The following is a 22,229-nucleotide window of genomic DNA, read 5'->3' as shown; positions in this document are numbered from 1 at the left end:
GACTAAATTAAAATAATAAGCTTAAAAAATAAAAGTATTAGGGATGTATGTAATTATTATTTTTAACTAAATAAAGTACTCCGAAGATGCCGCTGCATGTGTCGTTACCCTGAACCCGATGAGTTCAAGGTGGACGCGACGTATACTTGCTGGGTTTCCCACATGAAAGTGGGCATACACTCTAAATATACAGAACACATCCATAAGTTTAAGTATCGGCAGGGGAATAGACCCGCTGGCGAACACCTCAGAGTTGCCTTAAGTATAACGAATCTCACGCTGATGGCAACTCATACACCGCTACGAACTGTAAACAACTGGAGTAAGTGTTGATACTTTATTCAATTCAGTCGAGTTTAAACAAGTTCTGCAACGTCATCGATAATATTTGCCAGTAATCGTTCTGCGTGTGCATACTCTTGCAGTGTTTTATTCATCGACAACACTTCTTGCATTAACTCTAGTGCCACCATAATGATAATTTTACTGGGTTCTACCCGTGGCGCTTTACGGCGAAATTCATCATATTTATCATTTAAAAGCAGAGCTGCACGTTCAAGGTCGGCTTTTTCTTTTTCCGTTGTGACTAAACGAAAGCTATGACCTAAGACACGTAATTCAACGGTAATTGGTTCGCTCATGATTAAACTTCCTCGCCAGCTTCAGTAGGGTGGGCAAGTTGTTGAATTTCTTGCGCGTGATGATCTTGCTCTGTACCTAAAATAGCCAAACGTTGGATAATGGCTTCGACTTTAGTTTTGGCATGCTCATTTTTTTGTAACAATCTTTCACGTTCTTGCTGAAGTGCTTGGATTTCTTGCTGAGCTTGACGCTGATCATTGTTCATTTTTTCTTTAATTGCACGTAATTCATTACGTTCAGCCAAGATTTCCTGAAAGCGATTTTTTAAATCCGTACAACTTTTTTCCAAACGACTATAACGATCGGCCAAAGCAGTCGCATCAGTATTTAAGTGTTGATATTGGGTCTGAGCGCTGCTTAATTGCTCAGTTAAGTCATCAATTTGTTCTTGTTTCTGGGTAATTAAGCCATTTTTTTGCACAACTTGAGAACGATGCTGTTCTTCAGCATCCAGTTTAGCTGCATTTAAAGTGCTATTTTCACTTTCAAAATGAGCAAGTCGCGTTTTTAAAACGCCAATATGCGCCTGTAGACGCTGTAATTCTTCTAACATATCGTGGTCGCACAGTGCTGCAAACAAAGGTAATATATAAGAAGTATAGAGATTGGATAAACGAATGCAAGACGATATTTCAGGTTGGTCAGAATGGCAGCCAAATTTTTCTAAAATTGAAGAGATTTCTAGCCCAAGTGAGTTACATGGTTTACTCACAGGTATCATTTGTGTAACTCAAGCGCCGAGCCGTGAAGAGTGGCAACACATCCTCACGACTTTGGAAATTCCAGAGTTAAGCGAAGAAGCTTTGGCTTTGTTAGCCGATGAAGCAGAAGATGTCGCACATGCACTTTCTGACGATGAGTTGGACTATTTACCGTTACTTCCCGATGATACTCATACGTTGGCAGACCGTGTACAAGCTTTGGCGGATTGGTGCGCAGGCGTAGTGCTGGGCTTTGGTTTGGCGTCTGGTCATATTCGCCCGGATGAAATGGAACTGATCGAACATCTACAAGATGTGGCGGCAGTTGAGTTTGAAGAAACTGATGATGATGAAGAGGGGGAAGAGAGCTATCAAGAGCTATACGAGTTTGTACGTTTAATTCCTGTGAGCTTATCTGTAGGCCGCAAAAAGATTGCGGTAGAGGAAAGTTCTCTGCTGAAACACTTTCATAACAAGCAAAAAATTGATCGTTCTGTAACAGAAGCGAACAATGTTGTAGAAATGTTTACGCCGCATCGCCCAAGCTGATTGGCATAAGACTTGCTGCGCGTACATGATAAGGTGCGCGTGGCACTTTTATTCTTTGGTATAAAAAAGACAGATCAAACATGAAACTAACGCAAGTGGATTTTCAGGAACGCCGTGACCGTTTGGCTGCACAAATGGGTCCGAACAGTATTGCTATTATTGCAACCAGTCCAGTGGCGATGCGTAATCGTGATGCAGACTATAAATACCGTACCGATAGCAGCTTCTTTTATCTAACTGGTTTTGCTGAGCCGGAAGCCGTAGCGGTTATTGAAACCTTTGCCGAAGACGATGAAGATGGGTACAGCTACAGTTTGTTCTGCCGTGAGCGTGACCGCGAGATGGAAATCTGGAATGGTTACCGCGCAGGTGTGGATGGTGCGGTAGACGACTATGAAGCTGACGAAGCGTATGCGATAGATTTGTTAGATGAAGAAATCATTGAAAAACTCTTAAGCAAAGAAAAATTATTCTATCGTATTGGGCAACAACCTGAATTTGATGCGCGTGTAGCAAAATGGATCACGACGGCCAATGGTGAGTCACGTCGTGGGACTGCTGCACCTGCACAAGTGATACAGCTAGACCGTATTTTAGATGAAATGCGTTTGTTTAAATCAGTACAAGAAATTGCATTGATGCAAACAGCTTCTGATATTTCTGCACAAGCGCATACTCGTGCCATGCAAACTGTTAAGCCGGGTATGATGGAATATGCTCTAGAAGCTGAACTGAATTATGTGTTTGGTCAAAATGGCTGCGTGCCATCATATAACAGCATTGTTGGTGGTGGTGAAAATGCCTGCATTTTGCACTATGTAGAGAACAACAAAGAGCTGAAAGATGGCGATTTGGTGTTGATCGATGCAGCGTGTGAATATGAATATTATGCTTCAGACATCACCCGTACTTTTCCTGTCAATGGAAAGTTCAGCCCTGAGCAAAAAGCACTTTATAATGTAGTGCTTGATGCGCAACTTGCCGCAATTGACGCAGTGCGTGTAGGGAACTCGTATAAAGAACCACATAATGTTGCTGTGCGCATCTTAGTGAAAGGTCTACTTGATCTGGGGATTATGCAAGGTGATATTGAAGAGATAATCCAAAAGGAAAGTTTCCGTCAGTTTTATATGCATGGTACAGGACACTGGCTGGGGATGGATGTGCATGATGTAGGTGCATACAAACAAGAAGGTGTATGGCGTGCTTATGAAGAAGGCATGGTGGTGACGGTTGAACCAGGCTTGTACATTGCGCCTGATGATGAAACGGTTGAGGCGAAATGGCGTGGTATAGGTATTCGTATTGAAGATGACATCGTAGCAACCCAAAACGGTCCACTGAATTTGACTGCGAAAGTGGTGAAGTCGGTAGACGAAATTGAAGCGTTAATGGCGCGATAAATATAATTTACTGTATAAAAGCCGATCATGTGATCGGCTTTTATTTTTTATAAGGTGTTTATCTTAAATAGGCTGAATTGTTAGCTTTAAAATCAGCATTAATTCGATGAATAGTCGATTTTATTATACTGTTATTTATGTCAAAAAATTAATCGTTTAAAATACAATCTTTGAAAATTCAGTTATTAATATCTAGTTTATGTCTAATCAAATCTCCAATAACCTCACCCCGAAAGGTAATATTTATTTACCTGGTTTGAGTTAAATAATAGATTTTTAAAAAAATGCGAATATAGAAATAATAAATTTAAAACAATAATATAGTTTGTTTTAAATAATCTTTTGGTACTAATTATCCCCAGAATTTCATTGGATGCCAAATGTTCCAGAATGAATTTTAAATGCTCATGATCTTTTATGATTTGAACTGCATCTTTTATTTTGATTAAGCATTCCTAAAATTAACAAAATATCCGTTATATGAAAGATCTGGTTTATGGGCTTGATGGTATTCATAGCCAGCTTTAACTTGGCAGCACTAGGGATTAAATAGCTTTTATGCAAAAAAAGATTAAAAAATTATATCTCAAGTATAGATAAATTATAAAAAATGAATATAATGCCCACCTTCTGCATATTTTGTCTCTTTATTATTTATTAATGTGACTTATGTCACAATGGCGGGTTGGTGTGAATAAAATTTATAAAGTAATTTGGAACGCTGCAATCGGTGCATGGGTTGCCGTTTCTGAGCTAGCAACAGCGAAAGGGCATTCGTCAACTCGTAGTAAAGCGGTTGCAAGCTCTAGTACTGAATTAACAATAGTGAAAACAAAAAAAACGATTAATTTAAGTCTATTAGCTGCAGCTTTACTTTCACTTTCACCACAACTGTATGCGGTGAAAGTAGGCAATGGTGATGATTCTTCAGCTTATTCTATTGCTATATCTGATCCAAATTGTGGTTCAGCAGTGACCAACATCTCAACCTCCATTGCAATTGGCTGTTCTGCTAATGTTGCTGCTGGTACTGGACAACAAGGTGGTATTGCCATCGGTGAAAATGCAAATGTGATCAATGATGGTATTGCGATTGGCCGTAATGCAAATGCAAATAGTGGCGATGACAAAGGTGGTGTTGCCATTGGTAATGACACTTGGGCGTGGGCGCACAGTGTTGCTATTGGCACAGGGGCAATTGCCGATCAAGCGCAAACAGATGTGGATAATGCATCAGTTGCAATTGGTGCAAAAGCCAATTCAGGCAATTCTGACGGTGGTGTTGCAATCGGTATTGCTTCTAAAATTGGAGATAATACTGGAGATACTGTCGCGATTGGCCGTAAGGCATCTGTTGAAGGTGGTGCTGAGAAAAGTTTAGCCTTGGGCTCAAACTCTTCTATTGCTGCCAATGCAAAAGAATCCACAGCTTTAGGTTTTGGTTCAAGAGTAGAAAAAAGTAGTGGTGTTGCTATTGGTAATGCCTCTAAAGTAACAAAAACGAATGCTGTCGCAATTGGTTCAAAATCAAATACCGATACCGATGCAACAAAAGAAACAGAAGCAACCATTGATGGCATAAAATTTGGATCATTTGCGGGTGCTGCAAGTCAGGCGGGTGATCAAGTTTCTTTAGGATCTGCCGGAGCTGAACGTCAGCTTAAAAATGTTGCAGCTGGTCAAATTAGTGCTGCAAGCACCGATGGTATTAATGGCAGCCAACTTTACAGAACCAATGTGGTATTGGGTAATGTTGCAAATAGCGCTGCAGATATTATTGGCGGTGGCGTTACTGTAGGTGATAATGGCAAGTTAACTGGGCCATTTAATGTCGCTGGTAATGACTATGCGTCTATCGCAGAAGCAATTGAAAAAAATGCTGGATCTGGTACGAAAACTAGCGTTGTGGAAGGCGACAACATCACAGTTACCGATGTCACCAACGCAGACGGCAGCAAAGAATATAAAGTTGCGACGAAGAAAGATGTCAGCTTTGATTCTGTGAAGCTGGGTGATACGACGATTAATAATGCTGGCCTCAGCATTAAAGACGGTCCAAGCATTACGGTTCAAGGCCTTGATGCAGGCAAGAAGAAAATCACCAATGTTGCCAATGGTGATATTAACAGTACATCGCAAGATGCAGTGAATGGTAGCCAATTAAACAGCACCAATCAAAATGTGACTAATTTGACCCAAACTGTGACCAAACAGGATGAGCAAATTACTAGCAATACGGGTGATATTGCCAACTTGCAAAACCAAACTTGGAAGATCCAAGCGAATGGTGATACTGCAAGTGCAGTAAAAGCCTCAGATACTGTTCAATTCTTGGATGGTGAAAACATTGAGATTAAGCGTGAAGCGAATAACCTAACAGTTGCGACGAAGAAGGACGTTAAATTTGACTCAGTCACACTTGGTGATACGCTCATTAACAATGCTGGCTTAAGCATTAAAGACGGTCCAAGTATTACGGCTCAGGGCATTGATGCGGGTAAAAAGAAAATTACCAATGTTGCCAATGGCGATATTAACAATACATCGCAAGATGCAGTGAATGGTAGCCAACTTCATAATACTGCAAACAGCATTAAAAACAGTATTGGTGGTAATACATCACTAAATGCTGATGGTGGTGTAACGACTTCAAATGTGGGTAATACGGGCAAGAACACCATTCATGATGCGATTGACTCAGTTAATAAAGCTGCAGCGGCGGCTAAAACTAGCGTTGTTGAAGGCGACAACATCACGGTTACAGATGTCACCAATGCTGATGGCAGCAAAGAATATAAAGTTGCGACGAATAAAGACGTTAAATTCGACTCAGTCACGCTTGGTGATACGTTCATTAACAATGCTGGCTTAAGCATCAAAGATGGTCCAAGCATTTCAGCGCAAGGCATTGACGCAGGTAAAAAGAAAATTACCAATGTTGCCAATGGCGATATTAAGAGTACATCACAAGATGCAGTGAATGGTAGCCAGCTTCATAATACTGCAAACAGCATTAAAAACAGTATTGGTGGTAATACATCACTAAATGCTGATGGCAGTGTAACGACTTCTAATGTCGGTAATACGGGCAAGAACACCATTCATGATGCGATTGATTCAATTAATACTAAAGTAAACAATGCTAATCAAGGTTGGAATTTAACAGCAAATGGAGAAAATTCAAGTGCTGTGAAATCTGGTGATACTGTTGATTTTACAAACACTGATGGCAACATCCAAGTGAGTAAAAACGGTAATCAAATTAAGATGGATTTGGCTAAAGATCTTAATTTAGGTAAAGACGGCAGTATTCAAACTGGTGATACAACGGTCAATAATGATGGCTTAACCATCAAAGGTGGTCCAAGTGTAACCAAAGATGGTATCGATGCTGGAAGCAAGAAAGTTACAAATGTCGAAGATGGTACGATAGCTAAAGGTTCAAAAGATGCTGTGAACGGTGGTCAGTTACATGATGCGATTAATAACGTGAATAACAATGTAACTAAAGCTAAAACTACAGTTTCAGAAGGCGACAACATTATTGTCAGCCAGTCTACCAATCAAGATGGTAGTACTAACTATAATGTTGCGACCAAGAAAGACGTCAACTTCGACTCTGTAAATACCAATAAAATTAGCGTTGGCGATGTTTCTATAGATAAAGATACAGGCATCAATGCTGGTAATAAGAAGGTGAGTGGAGTTGCTGATGGGTCTATTAGTAAAGATTCAAAAGATGCTATTAATGGATCTCAACTTCATACAAGTAATACTAATATTTATAACCACTTAGGTGGTGGCGCAAATTATGAAACCAATACCGGTCCGACTTATAACGTCGGTGGGGGTTCTCATAATAATGTGGGCGATGCTTTAAGTGCATTGAATAATCGGGACAATCAACTTGATCAAAAAATCACAAATCTAGGTGATCAACTAGAGCAAGTATTTACTAGCACAAATCAACGTATTGATAGTGTAGAAAAACGTGCAAATGCTGGTATTGCTGCTGCTATGGCATTAGAAACAGCTCCTTATGTAGCAGGTAAGTGGACTTATGCAGCTGCTGCAGCTCATCATAGTGGTGAAAATGCGGTAGGTGTGACTTTAAGAAAGACTGCTGATAATGGACGTTGGTCATTAACTGGTGGTATTGCTGCTGCTTCTGAAGGCGATCCGAGTTTCCGTATCGGCGTCAGCGGTGTAATTGATTAATACATAATCGATGAAAACTAAGGAAGGTTATTTTCAGCCTTCCTTATATATTTAACTTTAGAGATTCAATGATTTATGAAAAAAATTGTTAAAAGCATCATCGGTGGTGTATTGCTTGTAACTACAATGTCAATTTATGCTGAGATTGAACCAGTACAAACCCAGCAAGAAGTGGTTTTTCCAGAAATTGAAAATAGTTATTTGGAACAAGTCCAACGTTATGAGTATGCAGATGTAGCGCGTTTAAGTACTGATTTGACCAAGGATCAATTCCGCCATATTTTAGGAAATCCACATTTTAGTGAAGGGCTTTTCTTTGTTAAAAAATGGAATTATGTTTTAGATATCCGCAAGCCGAACACACAAGATTATAAGCGCTGCCAATTGCGTATCGATTTTGACAAAAAAGGCTTATCTGAACGTTTAAGCTGGAAAGGTGAAGCTTGTGAAGAGCTTATGTTGCGTTCTGAAAATATAGCCCCTGTTCCTGAGACGCAAATTGTTGATAAGACAGTTTCGCAGCGAAATGCTAATGTCCTTTTTAACTTTGATCGTTTTGATGAGCAGGCCATTCTTGAAGGTCCTCAAATTCTGGAGGGTATAGTTACAAATATCAAAGCTACGGCATCTCAAAATCCTGTGGTAATTACAGGTTTTACTGACCGTTTAGGTAATGTCGGCTATAACCAGAAACTATCACAAAAACGTGCTTCAACGGTTGCTGATTATTTAGTTAGATCAGGCATACCATCTGAGCGTATTCGTATCGAAGCAAAGGGTGTAACTGAAGAATATCAAAGCTGTGCAGTATCTGCACAGATGGAAATGGTGCCATGCTTAACACCAAATCGACGTGTGAATATTAGTTGGTAAGCCTTATATAGGACCAGATTTTAATTGAAGAATAGTGATGTTATTAAATTCTTTAATTGAAACCAAAAATTACCCCATCCTGTGATGGGGTAATTTTTTCTAGGCTAATGAATCGCGCTATTCAAAAAAACGTACTGAAGAGAACCGCTTTAATATTCTATATAGCTATAAAGTCGCTATTTAGTTACAGGACTATACAGCTAAGAGGACTAGTTTTATTTTGTACTTCGTGAGCAAGAGCTCTACGGAAAATATAGCGGCGGGATTGCATAAAAATTGGAATATAGATGACTGATAACTCATCTCGTATGGTTAAATTTATGGCTCAAGATTTATGAGCTTTTATTAATATAGAAAACTTATAAAGGCTGGCAGTCTAAGCTCTCATTAAATAAATATCTGAAATATTGATCCCACATCACATCTCTTGTGTGAAATAAAAGTTTAAGAAACTGTCATCTGCATAACTTTGGCAACAGGGCCTTAGGGTGGAAATACGTAAAAATATCCATTTCATTATAAAAAAGAAAATCTTTGAAGTAATATAAAATTAATTAATTTTATAGTGTAAAAATAAAAAATATGGGTACTCGAATGACAGGAATGGTGTTTCCATTCCAAGGTGATATTAAAGAAGTAAAAGCTATTATTTATAAATGGATGCAGCATGAAGTTGAAATTATTGATTCGTGTACAAATATTCGTATACACGAAATTGGTGGAAATTTCATTTTTGTCGATAACGTAGATATTTTTTATTCTGCTTACAATGATCCTGAGTTATGGCAAGAATTATTAGAAGATTTGCCCTCAAATGATTGGGTGGTTTTTTTTGAATGTGTAGATAGTTGTGATGGTTATAGTTATTTGATTTATAAAAACAATATGGAGGTTAGAAGGGTTTCGCAGGAAGAAGATGAGGATTTGTATTTTGAAGGAGAGATACAAGACTTTGAAAAGGAATGGCTTAATTTTTCAATATTTTATGAACATGAATATTTAGAAAAGGGTAAATTAAAGAGAGAAAAAATAATAGATTACGATTCTTCATCCAACTTTACAGAGGACTATTTTAAGTACTATCACATTGCTTCAAAGAATCAGTCAATGTATCACACAGCCTTGGCTCGCAGATTGTTGGTTGAGTTATTCGAAAGCTATTTAGGTTTTGATGTCATTGATTGTGATTATAAAAAGATTCCTGCATATGACCGAATTTTAAAGTGTGCACAAAGTGGAGATGTGTTAGCTCAGAATGAGCTTGGAAAGATGTACGAAAATGGGGAAGGGTTGATTCAGGATTATGCTCTAGCACAATTTTGGTATCAACAGGCTGCTGATAAGAAAGATCAATTTGGGCAACTTAATTTAGGTCTACTCTATCTTGGTGGTAAAGGTGTGCAAAAAGATTATCTGCAAGCATTGTTTTGGATAAATAAATCCGTCGCTCAAGGCAATGCTGATGCACAAACTGTTCTTGGTGAAATGTATGAAAAGGGCAAAGGGGTTGAACAAAGTTTTACGGAAGCTTCAAATTTATATCGGAAAGCAGCAAAGCAAAGAAATGCTGTCGCACCTTATAGGCTTGGCTTGATGTATGAGTATGGAAATGGTTTTGATATAGATTTAAAAATTGCAAAACGTTGGTATTATCAAGCTGCTAGTAATTTTAATGAAGATGCGCAAAAACGGTTGAATGAGCTTCCATGAAGTTTGGATTAATTTGAATAATGTATCATTCTAGTTCAACTCCAACCAACAATTGCCTATTTCATTATAAAAAAGAAAATCTTTGATGTAATATAAATCCATTAAAACTTATAGGTATTTGAAGTTTTTGACTTTAGGTACGCCATAAAAAGGATAGAAGCATGCAACAAGAAGTCATCATAGTCGGTGGTGGTATGGTCGGACTGAGTCTGGCGTTGATGTTAGCCAAAAAAAACATTGCGGTGAAACTTTTAGAGGCGATCAAATACCCAAATTATGATGATGTAAACCTTGCGCCATACCATTCTAGCTTTGATGCACGAAACAGCGCACTGTCTCGTCGTACAGTTCAAATTTACCAAGAACTGGGTTTATGGAACGCTTTACAAGAACATGCAACGCCTATTTTAGAAGTAAATATCACCGAACAAGGCAGCTTTGGTAAGGCTCGACTCAAAGCAGAACAAGAAAAAATCGAAAGCTTCGGGCAGGTCATAGAAAACGCATGGCTTGGTCGTGTACTACTGACGGAAGTTCAAAAACAACCATTCATTGAGCTGATTGATGGTGTACAAGTCACTCAACTGACCCAAGATGCCGATATGGCCTACATAAAAGCGAGTCGTGGAGAAGAACAACTGTCACTGCAAGCAAAACTTGTCATTGCTGCAGATGGGCGTGATTCATTCTGCCGTAAAGCCTTAGGAATAGGTGCTTCAGAACATGATTATGATCAGGTCGCTATCGTCACTACAGTGCAAACTTCAAAACCGCACAACCATGTGGGTTTCGAGCGCTTTAGTAGTTTAGGACCATTGGCACTGTTGCCGCTTCCAGGTGAATACCGTCGTTCAGTAGTTTGGCCTGTGAAAAAAGGCACAGAAGGTGAATGGTTGGGCGATGAAAATGACCAGCATTTCTTAGATGCTTTGCAAGAAACCTATGGCGACCGTGCAGGAAAGTTCCAAAAAACAGGTAAGCGTTTTAGTTTTCCATTATCACAAGTATTAGCAGAAAAGCAGGCCGTAGGACGCGTGGTCTTAATGGGCAATGCCGCGCATACCATTCACCCTGTTGCGGGGCAAGGTTTTAACCTGTGTATGCGAGATGCGCACGTCTTAGTACGTTATTTAACGGAGCAAATTGCGCAAAATACCGACTTGGGCGATGCCGCAATGCTGCAAGCCTACGAGGCTTCACGTTTGACCGATCAACAACGCGTAATTAAGTTCTGTGATTCAGTGGTACGAGGCTTTAGCAATAGCAATCCAATCTTAAAGTTTATTCGGAATACTGGTCTGGTCGCATTTGATACGATTCCAGGTATTAAACCCCTCGTTGCCAACTATGCCATGGGGCTAAAAGCATGAGTCATGTTCAAACTGATGTTTTAGATGTCGTGATCATTGGTGGTGGCTTGGTCGGTGGACTGACCGCTTTGCTTTTAGCACAAGGCGGTGTGCAAGCTACCGTACTGGATGCTGCACCTATTTTGGATGAACAAAAGACCTTAAGTGTTGCAAACCCACGGGTTTTGGCACTCAGTCAGGCGACGATACACCTACTTAAAACCGTTGATGTTTGGGACAAAATTGCCCGCCAGATGCCGTATAGCGGCATGAAGGTGTGGAATAAAAATGGCTATGGTGAAATTAACTTTGGTCATGAGTCCAAGCAGGAACCACAAGGCGAACAAGCACTCGGTTCTATGGTTGAGCCAAGTTTACTTAATTTAGCGATTCAACAGCAGATGCTTGCTGTACTCAACGATTACCGAACTCAGGTTAAAGTTGCTCGTGTCGAAGAAGGTGTTGGGCTATGGTATATCCATTTGGCCGATGGTACGGTGTTGAAAACCAAACTGGTGATTGGTGCAGATGGTGCAAACTCTTTTGTACGGGAACAAGCGTTTATCGATATCGATGTGTTGGACTACAAACAGGCTGGTTTAAGCTGTGCCATTCGCACTGCACAGCCTCATCAACACGTTGCACGTCAGATTTTTTTAGAAACGGGGCCTTTGGCCTTTTTACCAATGGCTAGTTTAAAACCAGAGCAAGCAGGGCATTGGCAGTCTATCGTATGGACGCTCCCCGATGATTATGCAGAAGAATATGCTGCACTTTCAGATGCTGAATTTACCCAGCTATTAACGCGAGAAAGTCATCACATGTTAGGCGAAGTGTTGGAAGCGACACCTCGTGCCACTTTCCCACTCAAAGCACGTGCTGCACAGCAATATGTTAAAGCAGGCTTGGCTTTAATTGGTGATGCGGCTCATGTGATTCATCCGTTGGCGGGGCAAGGTGTGAATATTGGTTGTCTTGATGCGGCTGTACTGTGTGATGTATTACTACATGATTTAGCACGTGGCGTGTGGGCACATGAGCAAACACTGAAGCGTTATGAACACCGCCGTAAAGGACAAAATGATGCCATGATGCATAGCATGTCTGCCATCGGTTGGATGGAAACCACACAACTCTTTCCTGTGGTGTGGGCGCGAAACTTTGGTTTGAAACAAGTTGAAAAACTGCCTGTATTAAAAGATGCTTTTATGGCACAGGCCAATGGTTTAGGCTTACTCAAAGAGACGCGTTATGCTGTCTAAGAAAGGAAGTGTTAATTTTTAGCCAGTCGTAAAATAAGATTACGATTTTGATTAAAAAAGATACGATTTTCCGTTGAATAAGACTATGCGAAAGGCTGAGAGCTTGTTAAATTTCAACATAATTGGAAACCAGTAATTCATGGGAACCTAAAATGTCATTTGTGGGGAGATTAAGATGACTGATTCAAATGATTATGATGATGTAGAAGACTCAGCAGTCGACGAAGACGAAGCTCAAGCAGCGGAAAAAGGCGCATCAGATTCTTCTGATAATGCTGCAAGTGATGGTGATGTTGCCGAAGCTGAAACACTGACGGTGACTGCAAAATTAAAACAACGCCAAGCACTTGAAGACGAAGTTGCGGCATTCCTTGCTCGCGGTGGCCGAATTACTGAAGTGCCAACAGATGAGTCTGCGAAAGACTAATAGAGTTAAAACACCACGTCTGACGTGGTGTTTTTTTATTGTGTTTTTAAAGCTGATGAACAAGTTACTTATGCTTAAATGAGTCCTGTAATAGTCGTGATTTGTTGTGTTATAGGGATGGCAGCAAAGGACTACTTTTTCAATAGGCAGGCTATGCCTGTGATGATTGCGCCAACTGTGGCTAAAAGCATGTCTTGATGCGCGTCCCAAATATCACCTTGTTGCCCATTGTAGTTTTCAGCATCTTCAGGCGATAAGCCCATCGCAATAAACCATTCAATCCATTCGTAAATGAGGCTACTTGCCATCACAAATTGAATGACCAGCAAGAATAGGGTGAGTTTAGAAAGTTGGGGTAACCACACTTGAAACAGACGATAGAAAAATGGGTATAGCAGTAGGCCATACGCTAAATGTACAAAGCGATCATACATATTACGCGTCCAACCTAAACTCTGGTTGAGGTCTAGGTTTAAATATTGGATTGACCATTCATTATAGGGTACATAAGAATATAGATAATGTGCACCGAGTATATGAATCAGCAAAAACCCAATATAAAGCATAAAGCTGATTAAGCTGAGCCCCAATTTATAAAGACAAATGATCAGCGTCACCAACATGAATACGGTTCCGACCTGATGCAAAATATAAGAGCTGAGTTCAAGGGGATGGATCGATGCGAAAGCAATGCCGACAGCGAGTACAGTGAGAGCAATCCAATGCGGCTTTTTCAGTTGATAGTCAATGTGAGCTTTCGTTGTTGTACTTTTCAGGATTGTCATCATTTTTATTGGTTTTTCAATTATGCATATGGGAGATTCTTGTTTGCATTATAGATAAAAAAGCGAAGCCGAAGCTTCGCTTTTTTCAATTTCTAAAAATTAGATTTTAGAAATTAAGTCAGCAACTTGTTTTGCTTGTTCAGCTGCATTACCTGTATAGGTTGCAGGTGTCATTTCCGCCAAACGTGCACGGTCAACAGCAGGAACAGCTTCAAGTTCATTACCATTGACGAAGTCAACCATCATGTCACGTGTCATAGCTTGACCACGAGTTAATGCTTTTAGTTTTTCGTATGGTTTTTCAACGTTGTAACGACGCATTACGGTTTGAATTGGTTCAGCGAGAACTTCTTGCGCATTGTTCAAGTCTTCATCAATACGTGCAGCATTGAGTTCAAGTTTCCCAATGCCTTTTGAACAAGCTTCAAAAGCGATCAAGCTTTGTGCAAAACCAACACCCATGTTACGTAGTACAGTTGAGTCTGTTAGGTCACGCTGCCAGCGAGAAATAGGAAGTTTTTCGCCAAGGTGTGCCAGTACAGCATTAGCTAAGCCTAAGTTACCTTCTGAGTTTTCAAAGTCAATAGGATTCACTTTGTGTGGCATCGTTGAAGAACCCACTTCACCATCTTTGAGTTTTTGCTTGAAGAAACCAAGCGAGATATAACCCCAAACGTCACGGTTAAAGTCGATCAAAATCGTATTGAAACGACGTAAAGCATCAAACAGTTCCGCCATATAGTCATGCGGTTCAATTTGAGTGGTGTACGGGTTAAAGCTCAAACCTAAAGATTCAACGAATGCTTGTGAGTGTGCAGGCCAGTTGATGTCTGGGTAAGCAGAAAGATGAGCGTTATAGTTACCTACTGCACCGTTAATTTTGCCTAAAAGCTCAACTTGTTTGAATTGTTTGATTTGGCGCGCAAGACGATATGCTACGTTTGCCATTTCTTTACCCAAAGTGGTTGGGCTTGCCGTCTGGCCATGTGTACGAGACAACATTGGTTGGTCAGCATGCTTTTCAGACAATGCCACGATTGAGTCAATGATTTGCTGCATAGATGCAACCAATACATCACGACCACTTTTCAGCATTAATGCATGAGACAAGTTGTTGATGTCTTCAGACGTACACGCAAAGTGAATGAATTCACCCGCATTTTTAAGCTCTTCGATGCCTTCAATTTTTTCTTTCAAGAAGTACTCAACCGCTTTGACGTCATGGTTCGTGGTACGTTCGATGTCTTTAATACGGTTGGCGTCGTTTTCAGAAAAGTCAGCAACAATTGCATCAAGTGCAGCATTGGTCTCAGCACTGAAAGCAGGCACTTCAGTGATTTCTGGACGGTTTGCAAGCGCTTGTAACCAACGCACTTCAACAGTCACACGAGCATGGATTAAACCAAACTCAGAGAGGAAAGGACGAAGCGCATCACATTTGCTAGCGTAGCGTCCATCTAATGGAGAAAGTGCGGTTAAAGCGTTCATAGCGATTCCTTAAACTTTGGAATTAAACGTAAAACTAAAAAGCCCGTCGATCATGTGTTAAATCACCTGATACTGTAAACGAGCGAGATCTTGAATATCTTTAAGCAACTTGCGTTTGCTAAACAGCATGCCCCATGAACTTCCACCGAGCTGACGCCATAAATGTGCCATTTGTAAGCCAGTGAAGAGGGAAGCGCGAATGCGGTTGGTATGCGATGAATCTTTAAATGCTTCTGCATTGCCCCGCACCATAATGCGAGGGTTAATTTGTCCTGCGGTGTCGACGTAGGTTTGTGCTAAGTTGGCAATGATGCTTGGATGTAAATAGTTGTTATCGAAAAAAGAAAGCTGTCTTAATATTTTTTGTTGGGACTGTTCAATAATTTCAACGAATTTGGGGTTGCTATACACTTTCTTTTCGAGTTGTAAGAGTGCCATGGCATAGGTCATGGGAAGTTTAGCAGTACATAATTTGGGAATTCGAGTTTTGGGTGAGGTGTTAAAGGGTTGGGTAATGCTACTTTCTAAAGTTTTTAGTCCTAAGGATATGTCCGCCAGCTGATGAAAGAAGTCTAAAGTTTGTCCGCTTTGGTTGCCCTTCGGTCGGATATTTAAACTGGCTTTAATCAACTGCTCTAAATAGAAGTTACCGCTTTCCCCAATACTTTGTTGACCGCTCAAGGCTGTCATATGCGTCAGTTGCGCGGACTGAAAAACAGCCGCCAACGCCAAAGCTCGGTTTTGGCGTTCGTTCAAAGTTTGAGGCTGTTGAAACGGTAACTCAGCCATGTCTTAAAATCCTTTAAATAAAATCAGGTTTAGGAGCATTGGTATGATGAATCACGCCACCGCCTAAACAAACTTCACCTGAGTAGAATACGACACTCTGACCCGGAGTCACAGCACGTTGGGGTTCATCGAACTCAACACGTACGCCACCTGGGGTAGTCGGATCATTAAAGATCACACAATCTTGGTCATCTTGGCGATAGCGCGTCCGAGAGGTACAACGGAAACCTGTTTCAGGAATATTCATTTCACCTGCGATCCAGTCAATCGTTTCACTCCAAAGTGTAGTACTTTGCATGAGTGGATGTTCATGACCTTGACCAATCACCAAACGGTTGTTTTCAATATCTTTATGTAGAACGAACCATGCGCCTTCAGCTACACCTTTCAAACCACCAATACCAATACCACCGCGTTGACCGAGCGTATAGTACATTAAGCCGTGATGTTCACCAACCTCTTTGCCATCATCTAAGACGATTTTTCCAGCTTGTGCAGGTAAGTATTGTTTTAAGAAGTCATTAAAACGACGTTCACCAATAAAACAGATGCCCGTTGAGTCTTTTTTCTTCGCTGTGACTAAGTCGTATTGTTCAGCAATCTTACGTACTTCAGGCTTTTCAATTTCCCCTACAGGGAACAACGTCTTATTAATTTCACGGCCATGCACAGCATGTAAGAAATAGGTTTGGTCTTTGTTTTTATCTAAACCACGCAGTAAAGGTGCGTATTCCTCACCTTTAGAGTTAGTCATAGTTTCGCCGCGACGTGCATAGTGACCAGTCGCAATAAAGTCCGCGCCCAATTGCATAGCATGATCTAAGAACGCACGGAATTTGATTTCTTTATTACATAAAATATCTGGGTTTGGAGTACGGCCCGCCGCATATTCCGCTAAGAAATGCTCAAATACGCGATCCCAATATTCCATAGCAAAGTTAGCGGTGTGTAGTTTAATCCCTAGTTTGTCACAGACCGCTTGAGCATCGGCTAAGTCTTCCATCGCCGTGCAGTATTCCGTGCCGTCGTCTTCTTCCCAGTTCTTCATGAAAAGACCTTCAACTTGATAACCTTGTTGAAGAAGAAGAGCAGCAGAAACAGATGAATCTACACCACCCGACATACCGACGATGACACGTTGTTGCATAGGACTAGGCATCCAAACTTGAAATAAGGGGAGAATTTTGGTGCTCATAAACGAGCGATAAAGGATATTTTTGACCCGCGAGTGCGTCTTGAACCGCTTTAATCACCAATGGACTACGTGCACGGGCTGTTTCGAGTAGTTCATCCAAAGTCATCCATACTGCACCCACGATACCTGTATCGAGTTCGGCGGTTGGATGGTGATGAAGCGACTGTGCTAAAAAGCAGAAACGATAATACGTGCGGTCTGGAAACATAGGTGGTGTATAGGTATAAATGCCTAATAACGCATCTATAGACACTTCATGTCCAGTTTCTTCCATAGTTTCACGAATGGCAGCTTCGATGAGTGTTTCACCTGATTCAACATGACCCGCAGGTTGGTTAAATACAGTGTGTGTCACACCCGCAGTATGCTCTTCTACAAATAGAAATTTTCCGTCTTTTTCAACAACAGTTGCGACGGTGACGTGAGCTGTCCAAGCGGTCATGTAAAAGCACCATGGGGTAAAAGGAGTATTCTACAAAATTTAGGCGGTGGTGGCTATGTTGAAAGCTTATTTCTTTGAGCGTTTGAAATAGGGAATAACTCACTATAAATGTTAGCTTATCCAGCTTGTGAAATAATGGTTAAATAATAGGTGTGTAACGTGAGCAATCCATAAAAAAGCCAAATCGGGTACGATTAGGCTTTCTTGGAAATTTAAGCGAATGATTTATATTAAAATAATAAATGGTTTTGCATAAACTGTATTATTTTGCTTTTTATTTTAGTTAAAGTTTTAAGCGAAAAATGAGTGAGTTGCGATCTGGGTATTGGTACACAACAGGTAGTTGTTGCTTAGGAATCTCCTCAAATCCTGCTTTACGATAAAATTGATGGGATTGAGTTGCTTTAGATGGAGTATCTAGAAAAATTTCTAAAAAATTATTTATTTCAGCAAAATTTAATAGCTCATCATATAAAGCCTTTCCAACTTTATGACCTCTATATTCAGAATTAACAAAAAACTTTTTTAAGATAGCCATTTGGGGTGTAAGTGCTTGAAGACCAATTGTTCCTATGAGTTTTCCATGATCGTCCAGCGCTAACCAAAAGTTCCCACCTGCTGTAGTAAAATATTGATGAATATCTTGAATGTCAGGTTGTTCCTCTAGCTGAATATCTACGTCAAATTCAATATTTTGAATATTGAGAATTAAATCAATAACGTCATCTTTAAACTTATCTGTATATTCAACAATTTTCATAGATCAACCAAAATACTAATAAATAATACGGGTATATACCCTTATATTAATGAAATTATATTCTTTCTACAAGACTTATACTTTATGTCAAACTAGATTCAACCTGATAAGACTAATTGGAATGATGATTTTACCCTGTTACAGTGCAATGCTACGTAGTGCTTCCCGACGCTTAGGGCATCGTTATAATTCTGCACTAGCTGAATTTGGAATCAATATTACTCAATTTTCTCTTTTATCAATGATTAAGAGAATAGAGCCGATCAGCCTAACGACTTTAGCAAAAATGATGGAGTTAGAGCGTTCTACAGTTGGAAGGAATGTAAAAGTTCTAGAGAAAATGGAATTTGTTGAACTTTCACAAGGTGATCAAGATCAAAGAGAAGTGATTTTAAAATTAACTCAAAAAGGTCATCAGCTTTTAACAAAAGCTCTTCCTCATTGGCAGAAGGTTCAAAAGGAAATCGAGGACAAGATAGGACAAGATAAGATTTTGGTTCTAACGGATATATTGAAGCATCTTTAATTGAGATCTGTTTCTCTAGAAAAGCGATATAAAGTCAAAATACCTAGATGCAAGATCTAGGTATGATTCATCATTCAATAGAAGTTCAACTTATGTACTTAATGAATATTCATAACGATCAGTCAGTGGAATGGCTATAATTACCTGAAACTTTGACATAGTTCTGTGCCGAATAAGGTAAAAATGCCAGTTCTTTTTCTGTCAGTGGACGAACTTTTTTGGCAGGACTACCGACATATAAGTAGCCACTCTCAAGTACTTTCCCTGGTGGAACCAGTGTTCCTGCACCAATCATGACATCGTCAGGGATGATGACATCATCCAAAACAATGCTATTGATACCGATCAAAACCCGATTGCCGATGGTACAGCCATGTAAGGTGACATGGTGCCCAATGGTGACATCTTCGCCAATGATTAAAGGCGAACCATTTGGTTTATCTGCTTTTTTATGGCTAACATGCAGCATAGCATGGTCTTGTACATTTGAGTTTTTACCAATCCGAATATGGTTTACGTCACCACGAATCACGGCAAAAGGCCATACAGAAACATTTTCAGCCAATACAACATCACCAATCACTATCGACATTTCATCGATATAGCAGTTGTTGCCAAGCTGTGGCGTGCTGTTCAAATAAGGGCGAATATTTTTAGCCATGTTGGTGTTCTGCTTTTATGTAGGTGCCCATTATAAAATAAAAAAGCACCCAGACCGAGGTGTGGATGCTTTAACTTAAGTCTAAGTGTTACTGCTTAGAATAAGTTTGAGAAGAATTGTTTGATGTGGTCAAGCATACGTGCAAAGAAACCTGCTTCTTCAACATCTTTTAGCGCCACAAGTGGTTTTTCAGCAATCACTTTACCATCAAGGCTTGCTACATATTTACCAACCACTTGACCTTTTTTCAAAGGTGCAGTCAGTTTCGGTTGAACCACCAGTTGTGTTTTGATTGCGTTGGCTTGGCCTTTAGGCATCGTTACGTTGAAGGTTTCAGCTAAACCAATTTGTACGTCACTTTCTTTACCAAACCATACTTTTGATTTTGCTAAAACTTGGTTCGCAGCTTGAACATTTTTAGTTTCAAAGTTTGCATAACCCCATGCTAAAATTTCACGTGTTTGCGTTGCGCGTTCTTGCATGCTTGGCGCACCAAAAATCACAGAAATCAAACGCATTGGGCCACGTTTAGCCGAAGTTGTTAAGCAGTAACCCGCTTCGTCAGTATGACCAGTTTTTAAACCATCCACACTTGGGTCAGTATAAAGCAGGGCATTACGGTTGCCTTGTTTGATACCGTTAAAGGTAAATTCTTTTTCAGAATAAATCGGATAATATTTTGAACTGTCGTGAATGATGTGCTGTGCAAGCGTTGCCATGTCTTTAGCGGTCGAGTAGTGACCTTCAGCAGGCATACCTGTTGAGTTCATGAAGCTGGTATTGGTCATGCCAATACGTTTTGCTTCAGTGTTCATCATGTGAACGAAAGTACCTTCGTTCCCAGCAATGTGCTCAGCCATAGCTTTAGATGCATCATTACCCGATTGAATGATAATGCCGCGTAACATCTCTAATGCAGTCGCTGTACCATTTAATGGCACATACATACATGATTCTGAACTACTACCACGACACCAAGCAGACTCGTTCATCCGAACTTTTTCATCTTCGGTTAGCTCACCTGTCAACAACTTTTGCTCAATAATGAAACTCGTCATCATTTTTGTCATTGATGCTGGTGCTAATTTTTCATTTTCATTTTTAGATGCGAGGATTTGCCCAGTCTCATAATCCATCAGCACATATGATTTATTATTTAGTTCTGGTGGTGAAGATAAGACAGTTGCTGCAAATGAAATGCTTGGTACGAGTAATGCCGCAGCAAGGGCGCTTTTTTGAATCATTCTAAGGGGTTCCGATTTCTTTAGTATAAGCACGAGAGCTTTGCATTTTAGGACAAAGTTCTGCCGACTTCTACGGGAGAAATCGGCTTATTTCAAAGATATTGTAACCAATTGGTATTATTTGCTGTAAGTGCTCAATTCTTTACAAATTTCTTGGTTTTTCGCTTTGCCTGCTTTTTTCGCATCGGCTTGAGCTTCGGCTAAAATAGGCTTAAATTTTTTCTCTTTGCTGAGACTTTTAAGGTATTCAGTCGGGTTTTTCTGTTGTGGTAAATACTCTTTGGCCAAAGTATTGTAGCCATTTTCAAACTGAGTCTGGTCTGAAACGAGACTTGGACAAACTTCTGACAGAACATAAATTGCAGCCAACTCTTGCTGCGTCACTTGTTGCAGTGGAGTCACTTCAATATTTTCGTCTTTATTGGCTGCATGAGCCGAACTGATAGCAATCAAAGAAGAACCACAAACTGCCAAAATTACTTTTTTCATTACATTCAAATTCATTCTAAACCCTAAGTGCATACATGTTGTTGCCATAATAGGATGAGCTTAAACAAATTTTAAGTAAATGTAAGCGCAAAAATGTATAGAAGCTGTTGAAGTCGCTTCATCGTTTTTACATTTTTCAGTCCAATAAAAAAGGATGAATAACCCTATTATTCATCCTTTTTGCGATGCAGATGTAGAACTTGAATTAACCTTCAAAGTTTACAACATCATCACACACTGACTTTTGTTCTGCTTTGTCTGTACCTTTTGCATCCGCACGAGCTTCTTTCAGAATCGACTGGTATTCGCTGTCTGACTGTAATTTTGCATACGTCATCGACTTATCTGAGTAGTCTTGTAAATAGGTTTGAATTAAAGTTTGAATGTTGCTTTCAATTTTAGGGCCTTGACCCACCAAAGCAGGGCAAAATTCGGTCATGACTTGTGCTGCTGCAATATCTTCTTTCACGATGGTGTTGGCTTCTTCTGTGCTTAATCCCTCTAGTGCAAAAGCAGATTGAGAGATCATGATAGCCATGCCTAATCCGAAGAAATTACGTAATGTTAAGCTTTTAATCATTTTTAAAATCACATATTTATGGTGGATGCGGAGACTCAATATATATATTTTCAGTTAGAATTCAATGAAAAGTTCTGACCAGTCATTTTTTGAATAAAGATTTTTGTTTTGGACCTTTTAATCGCCAATGATCATC

General features: G+C 39.9%; 21 protein-coding genes and 1 other RNA gene. 9 read left to right on the top strand and 13 right to left on the bottom strand.

Going from position 1 to position 22,229, the window contains the following annotated elements; genetic code table 11:
* Positions 1-73: 73 nt before the first annotated feature.
* The 3 genes from ssrS to RR876_RS01880 all read right to left on the bottom strand — a co-directional run bounded on the left by ssrS (position 74) and on the right by RR876_RS01880 (position 1,195).
* Positions 74-257: non-coding RNA, 6S RNA (ssrS, locus tag RR876_RS01890), on the bottom strand.
* 99 nt (positions 258-356) lie between these two features.
* Positions 357-641: a cell division protein ZapA gene (locus RR876_RS01885; protein ID WP_004694243.1), complete on the bottom strand. Its 285-nt coding sequence runs from the start codon at positions 639-641 to the stop codon at positions 357-359.
* Positions 642-643: 2 nt separating this feature from the next.
* A complete protein-coding gene (locus RR876_RS01880) occupies positions 644-1,195 on the bottom strand; it encodes a hypothetical protein (RefSeq protein WP_332477513.1) in 552 nt (183 codons plus the stop codon).
* Between the two features lie 64 nt (positions 1,196-1,259).
* On the opposite strand from RR876_RS01880, the gene RR876_RS01875 reads away from it, so the two are divergent.
* From RR876_RS01875 to RR876_RS01840, 8 genes are all read left to right on the top strand, one after another.
* Positions 1,260-1,892: a UPF0149 family protein gene (locus RR876_RS01875; RefSeq protein WP_332477514.1), complete on the top strand. Its 633-nt coding sequence runs from the start codon at positions 1,260-1,262 to the stop codon at positions 1,890-1,892.
* 80 nt (positions 1,893-1,972) lie between these two features.
* Positions 1,973-3,295 carry a Xaa-Pro aminopeptidase gene (gene pepP, locus RR876_RS01870; RefSeq protein ID WP_332477515.1) on the top strand — a complete coding sequence of 441 codons (1,323 nt, stop codon included), beginning with the start codon at positions 1,973-1,975 and terminating at the stop codon, positions 3,293-3,295.
* Positions 3,296-3,964: 669 nt separating this feature from the next.
* Positions 3,965-7,513, top strand: a complete 3,549-nt coding sequence (locus tag RR876_RS01865; RefSeq protein WP_332477516.1) for an ESPR-type extended signal peptide-containing protein — start codon at positions 3,965-3,967, stop codon at positions 7,511-7,513.
* Between the two features lie 75 nt (positions 7,514-7,588).
* A complete protein-coding gene (locus RR876_RS01860) occupies positions 7,589-8,386 on the top strand; it encodes an OmpA family protein (protein WP_332477517.1) in 798 nt (265 codons plus the stop codon).
* Positions 8,387-8,980: 594 nt separating this feature from the next.
* The gene (locus RR876_RS01855; RefSeq protein WP_332477518.1) at positions 8,981-10,096 is read left to right on the top strand and encodes a tetratricopeptide repeat protein; all 1,116 of its coding nucleotides are present in this window, start codon (positions 8,981-8,983) and stop codon (positions 10,094-10,096) included.
* A gap of 161 nt (positions 10,097-10,257) precedes the next feature.
* Entirely contained in the window at positions 10,258-11,466 is a 1,209-nt protein-coding gene (gene ubiH / locus RR876_RS01850; protein ID WP_332477519.1) for a 2-octaprenyl-6-methoxyphenyl hydroxylase, read from the top strand.
* The gene (locus RR876_RS01845; protein ID WP_332477520.1) at positions 11,463-12,707 is read left to right on the top strand and encodes an FAD-dependent monooxygenase; all 1,245 of its coding nucleotides are present in this window, start codon (positions 11,463-11,465) and stop codon (positions 12,705-12,707) included. The genes ubiH and RR876_RS01845 overlap by 4 nt, the downstream gene beginning before the upstream one ends.
* A gap of 175 nt (positions 12,708-12,882) precedes the next feature.
* On the top strand, positions 12,883-13,134 hold the full coding sequence (locus tag RR876_RS01840) for a hypothetical protein (protein WP_004694228.1): 252 nt from the start codon (positions 12,883-12,885) through the stop codon (positions 13,132-13,134).
* Positions 13,135-13,265: 131 nt separating this feature from the next.
* Here the strand turns inward: RR876_RS01840 and RR876_RS01835 are convergent, their stop codons facing one another.
* The 6 genes from RR876_RS01835 to RR876_RS01810 form a co-directional block, all read right to left on the bottom strand.
* Positions 13,266-13,922 (bottom strand): DUF2238 domain-containing protein, encoded by a 657-nt coding sequence (locus RR876_RS01835; protein ID WP_332477521.1) that lies wholly within the window; start codon positions 13,920-13,922, stop codon positions 13,266-13,268.
* Positions 13,923-14,018: 96 nt separating this feature from the next.
* Complete coding sequence (gene purB / locus RR876_RS01830) at positions 14,019-15,407, bottom strand: adenylosuccinate lyase (RefSeq protein ID WP_332477522.1); 1,389 nt, start codon at positions 15,405-15,407, stop codon at positions 14,019-14,021.
* A 57-nt stretch (positions 15,408-15,464) separates the two neighbouring features.
* Positions 15,465-16,196, bottom strand: coding sequence for a high frequency lysogenization protein HflD (gene hflD / locus RR876_RS01825; RefSeq protein ID WP_332477523.1), 732 nt, complete (start codon positions 16,194-16,196; stop codon positions 15,465-15,467).
* Positions 16,197-16,209: 13 nt separating this feature from the next.
* Positions 16,210-17,343: a tRNA 2-thiouridine(34) synthase MnmA gene (mnmA, locus tag RR876_RS01820; RefSeq protein ID WP_332477524.1), complete on the bottom strand. Its 1,134-nt coding sequence runs from the start codon at positions 17,341-17,343 to the stop codon at positions 16,210-16,212.
* A gap of 4 nt (positions 17,344-17,347) precedes the next feature.
* Positions 17,348-17,833, bottom strand: a complete 486-nt coding sequence (locus RR876_RS01815) for an NUDIX hydrolase (RefSeq protein WP_058869272.1) — start codon at positions 17,831-17,833, stop codon at positions 17,348-17,350.
* Positions 17,834-18,116: 283 nt separating this feature from the next.
* Positions 18,117-18,593 carry a GNAT family N-acetyltransferase gene (locus RR876_RS01810; RefSeq protein ID WP_332477525.1) on the bottom strand — a complete coding sequence of 159 codons (477 nt, stop codon included), beginning with the start codon at positions 18,591-18,593 and terminating at the stop codon, positions 18,117-18,119.
* Positions 18,594-18,714: 121 nt separating this feature from the next.
* Here RR876_RS01810 and RR876_RS01805 point away from each other — a divergent pair, with 121 nt between their 5' ends.
* Positions 18,715-19,119 (top strand): MarR family transcriptional regulator, encoded by a 405-nt coding sequence (locus RR876_RS01805; RefSeq protein WP_332477526.1) that lies wholly within the window; start codon positions 18,715-18,717, stop codon positions 19,117-19,119.
* 118 nt (positions 19,120-19,237) lie between these two features.
* On the opposite strand, the gene RR876_RS01800 is transcribed toward RR876_RS01805, so the two are convergent.
* From RR876_RS01800 to RR876_RS01785, 4 genes are all read right to left on the bottom strand, one after another.
* A complete protein-coding gene (locus RR876_RS01800; protein WP_332477527.1) occupies positions 19,238-19,780 on the bottom strand; it encodes a gamma carbonic anhydrase family protein in 543 nt (180 codons plus the stop codon).
* 95 nt (positions 19,781-19,875) lie between these two features.
* The gene (gene dacC / locus RR876_RS01795; RefSeq protein WP_332477528.1) at positions 19,876-21,024 is read right to left on the bottom strand and encodes a D-alanyl-D-alanine carboxypeptidase PBP5/6; all 1,149 of its coding nucleotides are present in this window, start codon (positions 21,022-21,024) and stop codon (positions 19,876-19,878) included.
* 117 nt (positions 21,025-21,141) lie between these two features.
* Positions 21,142-21,528, bottom strand: coding sequence for a hypothetical protein (locus tag RR876_RS01790; RefSeq protein ID WP_332477529.1), 387 nt, complete (start codon positions 21,526-21,528; stop codon positions 21,142-21,144).
* A gap of 190 nt (positions 21,529-21,718) precedes the next feature.
* Positions 21,719-22,093: a hypothetical protein gene (locus RR876_RS01785; RefSeq protein WP_317111719.1), complete on the bottom strand. Its 375-nt coding sequence runs from the start codon at positions 22,091-22,093 to the stop codon at positions 21,719-21,721.
* Between the last annotated feature and the right edge of the window lie 136 nt (positions 22,094-22,229).

This window comes from Acinetobacter sp., assembly GCF_036666595.1.
Taxonomy (GTDB): domain Bacteria; phylum Pseudomonadota; class Gammaproteobacteria; order Pseudomonadales; family Moraxellaceae; genus Acinetobacter.
This window is presented reverse-complemented; position numbering and strand designations above follow the sequence as displayed.